Source organism: Oceanobacillus halotolerans (assembly GCF_010993955.1).
Classification (GTDB): Bacteria; Bacillota; Bacilli; order Bacillales; family Amphibacillaceae; genus Oceanibacillus_A; species Oceanibacillus_A halotolerans.
The window spans coordinates 187,685-200,153 of the sequence record NZ_WIXL01000004.1 but is presented as its reverse complement, the minus strand read 5'-3'; the positions used below and the strand labels follow the sequence as shown (position 1 = coordinate 200,153).

General features: G+C 38.0%; 12 protein-coding genes and 1 pseudogene. 3 read left to right on the top strand and 10 right to left on the bottom strand.

Annotation, left to right across the window (positions count from 1 at the left end; translation table 11 throughout):
• Positions 1–124: 124 nt before the first annotated feature.
• From GHC26_RS07530 to GHC26_RS07495, 7 genes are all read right to left on the bottom strand, one after another.
• Positions 125–265, bottom strand: coding sequence for a hypothetical protein (locus GHC26_RS07530; RefSeq protein ID WP_163970644.1), 141 nt, complete (start codon positions 263–265; stop codon positions 125–127).
• A gap of 353 nt (positions 266–618) precedes the next feature.
• Positions 619–768, bottom strand: coding sequence for a hypothetical protein (locus tag GHC26_RS07520; RefSeq protein ID WP_163970643.1), 150 nt, complete (start codon positions 766–768; stop codon positions 619–621).
• 226 nt (positions 769–994) lie between these two features.
• On the bottom strand, positions 995–1,156 hold the full coding sequence (locus tag GHC26_RS07515) for a DUF255 domain-containing protein (RefSeq protein WP_163970686.1): 162 nt from the start codon (positions 1,154–1,156) through the stop codon (positions 995–997).
• Between the two features lie 146 nt (positions 1,157–1,302).
• Entirely contained in the window at positions 1,303–2,076 is a 774-nt protein-coding gene (locus GHC26_RS07510; protein ID WP_163970642.1) for an SDR family NAD(P)-dependent oxidoreductase, read from the bottom strand.
• A 228-nt stretch (positions 2,077–2,304) separates the two neighbouring features.
• On the bottom strand, positions 2,305–2,883 hold the full coding sequence (locus GHC26_RS07505) for a Uma2 family endonuclease (RefSeq protein WP_163970641.1): 579 nt from the start codon (positions 2,881–2,883) through the stop codon (positions 2,305–2,307).
• Between the two features lie 245 nt (positions 2,884–3,128).
• Entirely contained in the window at positions 3,129–3,560 is a 432-nt protein-coding gene (locus tag GHC26_RS07500) for a hypothetical protein (protein WP_163970640.1), read from the bottom strand.
• A 633-nt stretch (positions 3,561–4,193) separates the two neighbouring features.
• Positions 4,194–6,698: a tetratricopeptide repeat protein gene (locus tag GHC26_RS07495; protein ID WP_163970639.1), complete on the bottom strand. Its 2,505-nt coding sequence runs from the start codon at positions 6,696–6,698 to the stop codon at positions 4,194–4,196.
• A 134-nt stretch (positions 6,699–6,832) separates the two neighbouring features.
• Here GHC26_RS07495 and thrC point away from each other — a divergent pair, with 134 nt between their 5' ends.
• Positions 6,833–7,888: a threonine synthase gene (thrC, locus tag GHC26_RS07490; RefSeq protein WP_163970638.1), complete on the top strand. Its 1,056-nt coding sequence runs from the start codon at positions 6,833–6,835 to the stop codon at positions 7,886–7,888.
• A gap of 822 nt (positions 7,889–8,710) precedes the next feature.
• Here the strand turns inward: thrC and GHC26_RS07485 are convergent.
• From GHC26_RS07485 to GHC26_RS07475, 3 genes and pseudogenes are all read right to left on the bottom strand, one after another.
• Positions 8,711–9,406 (bottom strand): C39 family peptidase, encoded by a 696-nt coding sequence (locus GHC26_RS07485; RefSeq protein WP_163970637.1) that lies wholly within the window; start codon positions 9,404–9,406, stop codon positions 8,711–8,713.
• A gap of 275 nt (positions 9,407–9,681) precedes the next feature.
• Positions 9,682–10,890 (bottom strand): iron-containing alcohol dehydrogenase, encoded by a 1,209-nt coding sequence (locus tag GHC26_RS07480; protein ID WP_163970636.1) that lies wholly within the window; start codon positions 10,888–10,890, stop codon positions 9,682–9,684.
• Positions 10,891–10,943: 53 nt separating this feature from the next.
• Positions 10,944–11,063: pseudogene (locus tag GHC26_RS07475) on the bottom strand (aldehyde dehydrogenase family protein); the annotation flags it as partial.
• On the opposite strand from GHC26_RS07475, the gene GHC26_RS07470 reads away from it, so the two are divergent.
• Both GHC26_RS07470 and GHC26_RS07465 read left to right on the top strand, forming a co-directional pair.
• Positions 11,038–11,250 (top strand): glycine betaine ABC transporter substrate-binding protein, encoded by a 213-nt coding sequence (locus GHC26_RS07470; protein WP_163970685.1) that lies wholly within the window; start codon positions 11,038–11,040, stop codon positions 11,248–11,250. The pseudogene GHC26_RS07475 and the gene GHC26_RS07470 sit on opposite strands and share 26 nt — an antisense overlap.
• A gap of 351 nt (positions 11,251–11,601) precedes the next feature.
• Positions 11,602–12,069, top strand: coding sequence for a flavodoxin (locus tag GHC26_RS07465; protein ID WP_163970635.1), 468 nt, complete (start codon positions 11,602–11,604; stop codon positions 12,067–12,069).
• The last annotated feature ends 400 nt before the right edge of the window (positions 12,070–12,469 follow it).

The window sequence follows — 12,469 nt, the reverse complement described above, 5'->3', positions numbered from 1 at the left end:
TTGTATTAAAAAGGTAGACTAAAAATGAGGACATTAATCACCACGTGGGGCGTTTGGAATTCTTTGCAGAAAACTTTTTGTATCATCGTGGTGTAAGATTACAAGATATACAACTCCGACTATATCATAGATTTTCTAGGAGACTTTTATATTCATACAGTATTAAATAGCACAAATAGTGACGTTTCACCTCATAGTCAAAATACATCTGTAAATTATCTAACATTCCAGTTTCTGTTATAATTTCCTCAGCAGCATTTGCCATACTCTGACAATCCTATAAACCCTTCATTGTTATCTATAAAGTACTGATCTTCCTACTTATCTGTATTTATATTAGGACTATAACACCTTTAACTCCTTGATATACCATTGTTTATAGTAGTGTAATAAAATATTGACACCAATGGCCAGTCGAATAGCCAATTCTTAGGTATATCGGTTTGTTTCCTCGTTTCACTTCTCAAACGATTCAACTCCCCAGTAACAGTACCCTTGCTAAAGCAAAGATATTGTTCAATCATATAACTTAAAGCATAATAATAGGTAATAACTATCATTTCAAAGGATAAGGATGAAATGGAGCTAAGACAACTTGAATATATATCAGAATTAGTATCAAATTATTTCATCTGATTCACCATAAAATTTTTGATCTAATTTAACAATCTTACCATTTGGATATTTTTTCACAAGCCCATTTATTGCATCATATACAATACATGTGTCATTTGCTTTTGCATCAATTCTTGCCCTGTCTCCAGTCATTTTCACCCTTTTATCTTTCCACGCATATTTACGTTCAATTATCTTGTCTTCTTTTCGATTCTAAAGTATATAAACAATATCCTTTTTCTTAATATACATTATAGTGACTATAGCATATAACATGAAGGGTATAGAGTTTCCTGAAGTCTTTTGATTCTTTATCTAAATTATGGCCAGATCCATCGTTCCATAGGAGGTTTGTTCACTGTTAATAACAATCATGACACTAATGGCAAGTAGAGTAGCCTATGAAGAGAAAGATAGGATTGTTCTCTTGCTTCGCTTTTTCAAAAACCTCACCCTCCCAACGAAGCCAGTCGACTGGATAATTATAAGCATATAGTAAAATATATGGTGACTTTTCAAGTAGTAATCTATTGAATTGAATATTCGTTCACAAAGTGTCTTATCACCTCTCTACTATCAGATAAGTTTCTTAACATAATTTTAGTGCCAAAATAAAAGCAAACCAAAACGAAAGAGTATGGTCTGCCACATATAATTTAAGATTATTCTTTTGTGTGAGATAAGTTTTTATTGCTGTAATTTACCTGCTACGAAGCCACCGTCAACAGGCAAGATAACACCATTGATTTGTTTGGCTAAATCAGAACATAAGAACATCGCAGCATTCCCTTGGTCTTCAGGGGTTGCTATTTCTCCAGTAGGAATAGCTTTTAAAACTGCATTGTATTGTTCAGGAGCCATTTTTGACCAATTTTCAATTGCAGGTGTTAAGGTTGAACCTGGTGCAATAGCATTAATTCGAATTCCTTCTTTTCCATATTCCAAACCAATCGATTTCGTGAGTCCGACAATTCCGTGTTTAGAAGCCACATACGCTGCCATATTTGGAACACCCTCTACTCCCGTTCCAGATGCTGTATTCACAATGGCTCCTCCGCCGTTTTTCACCATGGCGTTCACTTCATGTTTAATACAATAAAATGTACCATATAACGTAATTTTCAATGTTTTATCCCAGGCCTCTGAATCCGCATCTCCAATTCTCCCTTGCTGTAGACTTGTACCCGCATTATTATGAGCAAAGTCCAATTTTCCGTACTTACTAACCGTTTCATCAATCAGAGCCTTTACTTGTTCTTCATCACTAACATCACATTTGAAAAAGGCTGATACTCCACCTAGGTCTTGAATCATTCGAACTGTTTCATTTCCAGCTTCTTCATTAATATCAGAAACCATGACCTTGGCGCCAGCCTTTGCAAAAGCTATAGCGCTCGCTCTACCAATACCTGAACCTGCTGCAGTAACTAAACCAGCTTTACCCTCCATTAAATTATTCATCATTAAAAACCTCCCCTTTTTTGAATGCGCTTACATAAATTATCAAATATGAATAATATATCAATTAATTGGAACTTTTTTGATAATATAGCTCCTTCATTCTAGTATTCTACTAACTTTTTCCAAATACAAGTTGAGTAGCCAATATTAGTTTTGTAGTAGATGACTTGCAAGCACTGGATCAATTGTGATTGTGTTGACTCATATGGATGTATAGAATGGACGCTATTATTTCCTAATTCCATCTTTTACGATAAACGATACACATGGGAATCGTTCTGAAGTCACTGTGTCCTCAGCCTCAAATACATGATGGAGTTCATAAGGTTTCCCTTTTGTTGTTAGTACATATTGTTCGATCACTTGATGGTGATAATCCACAATCCAGTATTCAGGGACACCAAACAGCGCATAGCTTTCTTTTTTTATCACACGGTCCCGTTTTACTGTGTTAGGGGAAAGAATCTCAATCACTAAATCAGGTGGTCCTACTATTGCGTGTTCCTCAATAATGTGTTCTCTCTCTCGATTTATCATCAAAATATCAGGTTGTCTCGTTTCATTGTCAGATAGAATGACATCAATAGGTGCATACATAATGATATATTCATTCTCACAAGCGTCGGTTAACGTTCGCTCTAGTCGGTGACTAACCAATTGATGTGTAGTTGTTGGAGAGGGCTTTAAATCAAGAATACCTTTAATAATTTCGTATTGATTTCCATCCTCAGGCAATTGATAATAATCATTTACTGTCCAGCCTGATTCTTTTATGATAGGCTTTTTGTTCGATTTCTTATGATCCATTAAAGTGTCAACCTCCTTTAAGGGTATTATCTCATTATTTTGAAAAAAACTCGAGGGAATGAATTTAACGTAATGTAATGTAGGAGCTATTAGCTACTAGTGTGTGAAGATCAAGCCGTCTGGATAACAGAAAAAATGACCTTCATTACGTCTATGAAGGTCAAATCTTGCTCCGAAGATAAATAATTTTCACCTGATTATTTAATAGTTGTTATAAACCACTAAGAGAACGCATTCCTTTTTAGCTATCTTCTTCTAGTAAATGGTCTTAATAAGAACATAATAATTGATCCTAGAATCGAAACGATAATAAAGACAATAAATAAATTCACGGTCCATTCCCACGCGGTTGCCATGAAGGAAACAATTCGATCCCACATCATCCAGACTGTAACTCCTAAGATTGCCAAAGCAGTCAGGCCGATGAAAGTACCTTTGTTCTTCGCAATTTCCTGTTTAGCTTCAGCAAAACCTTGCTTGACCTCTCCCATATCCTCATGAAATTCTTGTTTTGTTTTATTCATGTCTTCCTTCAATTCGCTCATATCATCTTTGAATTCTGTTTTTAACTCACGCATATCCTTTTTGAATTCAACGACAGAGTCTTTATCTAATTTAAATAAATTATCGATTGTCCAAAACTTCCTCTTAAATGGATTAAATGTTTTTTTCCCCATATTTCCATCCCCATTAATTATTTTCTGTTAGGCACTTTTTACATACTGTTTTCTACTGCGCATAATTTATATTATGTGCAATAAAGTTGTACATTGATTTCCACTACGGACAGTCGCTTTCCGCAGGCACGGCCTCAGCCTCCTCGGAAGAAGACCACTTCCTCCGGGGTCTTCGGACACGTGCTTTTCCTGCAGGAGTCGACTGTCCTACGCTCCAATCAAGCCTTGTACTAGTAGTGCATTTATAAGAAGTGAAATAGTGCATAACTAGCGAAGGAAATATACGCAGACTCCTGCAGGAAAAGAGGCATAGGTGAGACCCCGCAGTGCGTAGCACGAGGAGGCTCAACAGCCGCCTGCGGTAAAGTAGACACTGTGAAAACGAATAGTTTGAACAGATGTCGCACTTATGCCCCTGGTGAAAGCGAAGTATATTTCCGTAGCGGTATTCATAGCTAAGCTATTGCGCATAATATATCTTATATGCCATTTCATACTAGAAAGCAACAATCTTTTAGAAAACAGCCTTTTCTATTAATAGTTTATACCCTTCTCAAAGCTAGAATCAATTCCAATTTAACCCAACAAAAAAAGGCCTTTCCGCCTGATCAGAAAGACCTCCTAATGCTAATATTATTTCAATTTCGCTACGATTTGATCAACCCGTTGAATCGTCTGATCGAAATCTATCCAATCAAATTGCTCGCTTAATCTATCAATATTTTCTTGATTGTCTAAGTACACATAAAGTGGTAATTGCAAACAATGATAGACATCAAGATCTTCTACTTTGGACTCGACAGCTTGTTTCGCTTCTAGAATAGCTTCTTCATCTCCCGTTGCCATTGCTATCATCGCTTTTGCTACAGTTGCAAAAAGAACACCAGATTGGAAGCCAGTTTCTTCCTGTGTTTGAATGGCCAAATCTGCATATTCTCTAGCAAGTTTTAGGTTTTTATCATGGAGGACATAGGCAATACCCAAAGATGCATAGATACGGCCAAGTTCAATTTTCGACCGTTGCAATTCATTGATTTCCATCGCTTTTGGTGCAAGTTCAATCGCTTCTTCTGGTTTCGACCAACACAATGTCTCCATTAAACTCGTATGGGATTTGCCGATATAGCCCTCTGTCTTTTCGCCTTCAAACATTGTAAGTGCTGAGCGATAAATATCTTCTGCTTGATCGCTTAAAAAGTTTAATCGATACACATGGCCTTTCGTGCGAATGGTTGCCGCTTTTTCAAAAATATTGATCGTTTTATTGGCTGTCTCATCCAAAACAGAAACAGCTTTATTATATTTTCCTCGAAGATACAATAAGTCTCCCCATTGACGGAAAATCTTACTGTAAAGCTTTTCTTGTTCCTGCTGATAGCTAATTCGATTCGTTAAATCCTCATACAGTACTTCCGCTTCATCATATCGACCAGATAGAGCAATGATGTGGGTTTTCACATATTCTGCCGTGACAGAGAAACGACCTAGCTTTTGGGGAGTTAACTCTGCCTGCTGAATGATGTCTAATCCCTCATTTAATTTCCCTTTCCACAATAGACAATTGGCATGTAAAAAGTAAAATGGATCTGGGATCGGTAATTCCTGAACGGCTTTTTTGGAAGCTTCCTCGACTTCATTCCAATAGCCATTATCAATTAAGTATAAGGCTGTTCCAATCAGTGCTTCAATTTCCTTGCGCGTGAAATCGTTAATGTGAACCAATAAAGAGACGAGTTGTCTAAAGTAACGCTCTAGAATTGGAAGATCGTATTTTTCTTTATACGTATCGATAAACTGAAATAAGCTTTTAATCACCGTGATACTTAACTCGCTCGGTTTTCCAGAATAATTGGCAATTCCATCGAATAAATACTCACGTATGCTATCATGAATTTTATAAATACCATAATCTGGATCAATACAAAGAATGAAAGATTTCTCGATAAATTCCTTGTACTTTGTCAGTGGGTAACCAATATGGAAGTTCCCATTTAAATAGGAAAACAGATCATAATCAAAAAAGTGAATAGAGGATAAGGTTTTGACCATTTCTGCTTCGCCTTCTGATAAGTGACGTAAAAAGCGATCAATTACTTCCGACTCTGCCATTTTAAAATCTTCACTTTGCAGTTTAACCCCTTCTGATACTTTTTGTTCATAAATGTTGACACATAAATTTAAATAAAGTGGAATTCCTTTAGCAGATTGGATGATTTCTTTGCGAATTGACGTATCAGGTATTGGTACATTAGCTAGAAAACGATCTGCGTCTTTTTCACCTAATACATCTAAATCAATATTCTTAATAAACTCTCCCCACTGAGGGTTGTAAATCTCCCAATTAATAGCCTCTCGACTCCCCATTACAAATAACCCAACTTCACTAGAAGCAACAAATTCGCGGATCCATTCATCTGCAGATTCTGTTACCGATTTGGTTTTCAGTTTTTTAAGCATCGTTTCATAGGCATCGAAATAGATAATATGTTTGATAGTTTGTTCTTCATATGCCTGGTGAATGGCTAATCCTAAATAGAATGGCAGTTTTCGGAAAATATCAATCGGCTGACTAGTTTCGATTTCATGCATCTCATCTTTATAATCACTATATGTACGTAAATATTTATGCTTCACTTTATTTGAGGCGGAGCGGATAATTTTAAGTGGAATTCGTAAGCCACCAACATCACTCACTTCTTCTAGGACATCCCAAATGATACTATTTTCCGTTCCACCAAATCGTTTTTTAATATCGATTGGTGTGTATCCGACAGCTGACCAATAGGTAATTAGGGCATAATCAAATAAAAATGTGGGAACTGTCAACTGTTTCCGAATCGCGATTAATATATCTGTCGGTGAGTCAAATTCAAATGCATCTAAGCTAACAAAAACTTGTTTCAATTGATTCGGATAATGATGCTGGATTTTCGTATTTACTTCTTCATGTAAATGGTTCTGTAGTTTTGTTTTGCCAATCCCACCGATCCCGTAAAAAGCAAGGACTTTGAATGGCTCTTCATCGGTAACTAATTGATCAAATGATTTCCAAAAGGAAGCTCTTGGTTGATCTCGATCCGTAAAAACACGTATAGCGGTAAATTGATTTTTCTTCTTTTTATATTTACTTAAACTCATTCGTTCGAAATCCTCCTATAGACTAGTAGTTCTATTTTACCTATAATTCTATTAAAAATGAACCGAATCGTTTAATTAATCTAGCGTTTGGTGTACTATTTAACTAATATTTCGTTAGTAGAAAGGATATTGCTATGACTTATCAAGGAATTTTACAAGAATACAGGGACATTTTACCCATTACCGAACAGACACCAATGCTTACATTATATGAAGGGAATACACCTTTAATCCCATTACCGACATTATCAGAACAATTAGGTGTTGAATTATATGCGAAATACGAAGGTGCCAATCCAACCGGTTCATTTAAAGATCGCGGCATGGCATTAGCTGTTGCTAAGGCTAAAGAAGAAGGAAGTAATACGATTATTTGTGCCTCTACTGGAAATACATCTGCCTCTGCTGCAGCTTATGCAGCACGAGCGAAGATGAATTGTATTGTCATTGTACCAGATGGAAAGATTGGAAAAGGAAAATTAGCACAGGCTGTTATTTATGGTGCCAAAATTATCGCCATTAAAGGGAACTTTGACAATGCTCAAGCAATGGTTCGCCAATTACAAGACGTGGCACATGTGACATTAGTCAATTCAACAAACCCTTATCGAATTGAAGGCCAGCAAACGGCGGCTTTCGAAGTGTGTGATCAGCTCGGTAAGGTCCCAGATGTACTCGCTATCCCTGTTGGAAATGCTGGGAACATAACTGCCTATTGGAAAGGGTTCAAGGCATATCAAGAAAAGCATGGTTCAGGATTACCAGAAATGCGTGGATTTGAGGCAGAAGGGTGTGCTGCGATAGTTCAGGATCAAGTGATTGAAGCACCTGAAACATTTGCAACTGCCATTCGAATCGGAAACCCCGCAAGCTGGTCAAAAGCAGTTGAAGCAGCAAAATCCTCTAATGGAAAAATAGATGAAGTGACGGATTCCGAAATTCGCGAAGCCTATAAACTTCTTGCACAATCAGAAGGGATCTTTGCAGAACCTGGATCTGCTGCATCCCTAGCAGGTGTCATTAAACAAGTGAAAACAGGCGAAATTCAAAAGGGAAGCACTGTTGTTTGTGTGTTAACTGGAAATGGCTTAAAGGATTCCGATGCCGCTATTCAAGCAGTAGATGTATCACCAGAAGTGTTGCCAAATGATTTTGAAGTGGTAAAAGAACTATTCCAATTTTGGACTTGATAGGGGAGACGTTATTCCGTGAAGGAGTTATTTTTATGTTGATGGAATTATTTAATCTTATAAAGATAGTGGAAGAATTGGTTACTGTGATGAGAAATCAGCAACTTAAAGAGTTTGGTTGATGCTTGGATTCAGGCACTTGCACAGTAACCTCTGTTATTGAATCCCATTGTCATTGTGTAAGCGTACCTGGATTTAGTAGGGGAGGGAGTTGCATTTGCGTAGCCGTTCGTCAAATGAATAATGCTAAGGCACTGAAGATGCACCCTAGATCGTCAAAGAATTTAGTTGGAGAAGCGGATATGTGTGGTCGATTAACTACCAGTAGATTATATAATGTGTATCGAGAAGTGCACTCAATGTATTTTAAACGAGTTGAAATACTAAAATGTTGATCGAGCGGAATGCTTGATGCATTTTCCGAGTTGGAGTACTAAAAAAATTGATCGAGTAGCGAGCTCAATCCACTTTGTGCCACATCTTAATATTGAAAGGTTATCGAGGGACGATCTCGATTCACTTTTGCTACCTTTTTAAGTAAAAAGGGAACAGAGAAGCGTGCTCAATTCCCATTTTCCTTCATTTAAGACTAATACATTAACAGAGAAGCAATCTCAATGCCATTGTGCTAGCATTTTTTCTGAAAAAGGTAATAGAGAGCCAGTCTCAATGCCTTTTTGGTTATTTTTCAAGATGAAACGGTCATAGACAATAGAACGCTATATCTCTCTTTGACCGTTCTACTAATTCAAAACAGGAGACCCTCACTAAAAGGATCCCTGTTTCAGCAAAGAAGCTTTATTTAATATAACATCTCAATAGTTACTTTGTTTCAGGAGGAACATCTAGCGTGACAGCACGTTTACCCATCGATACCCAATTTTTCTCAAATAATCCACGATTATAGGCTTCTGCTTTTCCTGTATGCGGATCATGAACGAGTACATTGTCCCCATCAATTCCTGTGATGACAACAGCATGTTCATTTGTATACCATTTAATGGTATTACCGTTTCTATCTGTCCATGTATCACTATGATAGGTTTCCTTTTGTTCAATAGTCGTCCATGCCATTACTGGTTTCCCAGAACGTACTATATCTAGTAGATCCTCAAATTCTTTTCCAGTTAAATTAACACCTTTTCCTGGCATGAATTTTTCAATTGTTTCCAGAATAGGCCCTTCAAATACACCAAAACTATCTCCATCACCATATGGATCACCTACAAATTCAACATCAGGGTTCGCTCCCCTTAATTCGCCGTTCTCTTCATGTACTTTATCTCCCTTTGGCAGCTTTTCCACCACATCGTATTTGCTCACTTTACCGTCGCCGCTGCCCCAGCTTAATAGCATAGCTAAGGATGTTGCTTCACATCCAGTTGGGAGTTCTGGATATTGATAATAAGTAGGTACACCTTTTACCTGATAAGTTGTTGCGGCTCCTTTTTTCCTTGTTAAAAAGAAGCTGATGAAGGCCACTATGATAAAAAGGCTTATTAAAAGAATACGTTTCATAACATCTACTCCTATGTATGATTTAGGATAATGATTCCATTCTAAGTTTATCACATTAGTTGTTATAATTTATATGTGGAATCATAGCCATTTTAGACCGATTAGCGGAACGAGGATTCATCTCAGGCCAAAAACACCACATTTTCATCCCAATAGCGGAACGAGGATCCAGATCTTGCTCCCCAATGAATCCTCACTCCGCTAGTTGCGAACGTCACAACCAAAAACAGGAAATCCTCATCAAAAAGGATCTCCTGTTTCAGCCAGTAAATCTATTAAACTGTTTTTGGTACTAAGTTGAAGCAGCGTTTGTAGATCCATTGGTAATCTTTTTCTGTAAGATCACGTGGGTTACCTACAGTTTGTGGATCTTTCATTGCTTCTTTAGATAGGCGATCGATCATGTCAGGTGATACGCCTTGTTCTTCTAGGTTAGGAATATCTAAATCCTCAGCTAGTTTGTACATTTCGTTAACAGCTGCTTTTGCTGCTTCTTCTTCTGTCATATGGAAAGTATCCACTCCTAGTGCTTGGGCAATACGTGCGAATTTAGCAGGATGACCTTTCCAGTTGTATTCCAATACTGGTCCCATCATGGTTGCAACAGCTTGACCGTGTGCTACAGGAATGATTCCGCCAAGTGTTTGCGACATTGCGTGTGCTGCACCAGCAGATTCACTACCATATGATAGACCAGCTAACATCGCAGCTTGAGCCATACCATAACGTGCTTCTAAGTCGCCACCATCTGCATATGCACGACGAATGTATTTGCCTACATATTCCATAGCTAGTAGTGCAACAGCATCTGTTACTGGTTGTGCGAAATGCATGGTGTAGCATTCGATTGCGTGTGCTAATGCATCAATACCAGTCATTGCTGTTACATGTGGAGGCATGGATACATGTAGTTCAGGATCAAGAATGGTTAAGTGTGCTGCAATTAATGGTCCACCAGTGTTGAATTTGAATTCACGCTCTTCATCTGTAATAACTGCCCATTGTGTTACTTCAGAACCAGTTCCAGCAGTCGTTGGAATGGTAGTTAATGGTGGAATACGATTTTCTAAAGGTTTTTTGCCTTCAGCAGCTTCATAATCAAGTACAGAACCTTCATGAGTTGCTTCTACTCCAATACCTTTTGCTGTATCCATCGAGCTTCCGCCACCAACCGCTACTAAACCGTCACAGCCTTCTTCTTTAAATACTTTAGAACCTTCTGCAATTAAACGTACAGGTGGGTTTGGTTCTACTTTATTGAAAACAACTACTTCAAGTCCAGCTTCTTGTAAATGTTTTTCAACAGGTGCTGTTACACCAGCATTATAAATTCCTGGGTCTGTTACTAAAAGTACTTTTGTCACGCCAAGATTTTTTACTTCTTCACCGATATGTTTGATAGATCCAATTCCATGCTTGATGGTTGTTGGAATTTCGAATGTGTGGAATTTGTGCATATGTTCTACTTTCATGTTTAAACTCATAATGTAAAATCCTCCTAGTAATCTATTTATGTCTATATAAACTCTTCCATCTATTAGAACCAGTTCATTGGCTCAGGGTTTAGGTTATGGAAGATATGCTTCGTTTCTTGATATTCTTCTAAACCTGGTTTTCCTAGTTCACGGCCAATTCCAGATTGTTTAAATCCACCCCATGCAACACGTCACGGATTTGCAGATGACTTCCCAGAGTTAGATGAATGGTTTAAAAACTGGAAAATGAATGATGAACAAATTGGTCAACTAATGAGCTATGTAAATGAAGCAGACGAAGAAATTGAAGGTGCTCGCAAGTGGGTTGAAGAAAACGAAGATCTTATTAATGAATGGATCGGCGAGTAATCGTATAGTGGAAACGCCAATTCCTCAAGAGGGGAGTTGGCGTTTTTTTGTTGTTGGTTTGATGAAATGAAAGTAAACGTGCTTGTCGGTGCACTTTCAAGGAAGAAAAGGTGAGCAAGCTTCTCGATGTAATTTTCAGGGAGGGTAGTAGGAGAAAGTTAATCGAGTATGCTTTTCGGTGCCGCAGCAGTAACAACAAAAGTCAAAACCAGCCCCAAACAAATACAAAACCTCATCTTTTCACACTTCTGTCAAACCTCTTTTGTGAATTCCGCTATTGCGATTGAAAATCATTCTCAATCTAGAGTACGATGAAGGTGAAGACATCATCAATTCGTGAGGGGATGTGTCATGGGTAATATATTGATGCTATATGCAAGCTCGACTGGAAATACAGAGTTAATCGCAGAAGCAATTGTAGACTATTTAGAGCAGACTGGACATCAAGTACAGACGAAGTCATTTGATTTTGATCCAATTGATGTGGGGGAGCTTTTAGAATATGATGCCGTGTTGATTGGAACCTATACCTGGGATGAAGGGGAGCTACCATATGAGGTAGAGGATTTTTATGAAGAGTTAGAGGATGTTGATCTCTCTGGAAAGCCTGTTGGGGTGTTTGGATCATGTGATTCCTTCTATCCAGATACCTTTGGAGGTGCTATTGAGTTAATGGGAGATCGCTTAGTGGATTTAGGAGCAAAACTAGTACCTGAACGGTTAAAGATAGATTTAGAACCAAGCAACGATGATGTGGAACGATCCCATGCGTTTGCACAAACGTTACTAAACATGACAAAGGATACAGTAAACATCTAAAGATAGGAGTTGGGTTAGAGTTTGTCGTAAACTCGTGCGGGATTCATAAAAGTCGTGCAAAGGCAGCTCCAACTCGTGCGACAAACGCCTAAACTCGTGCAGCATCCACTTAAACTCGTGCGATAAACGCCTAAACTCGTGCAGCATCCACCTAAACTCTCGTGCAACCAACACCTAATTTCATGCGAGGTCCTTCTAAAGTCATGCAACAAAGAAATAAATGAGAGCGACACAAGCAACGTTCTTTTATATAGAATAGGAAATAACGATCTTCACCACTAATCATTTATGACATGTTATAATAATGGAAAATTCAAGCTACATCCTTATTCTTCGTTGAGTAAGGATGTCTTTTTGTCACGTGTTAACTGGCAGGCTGGCTAAGAACGCCACGTCAATC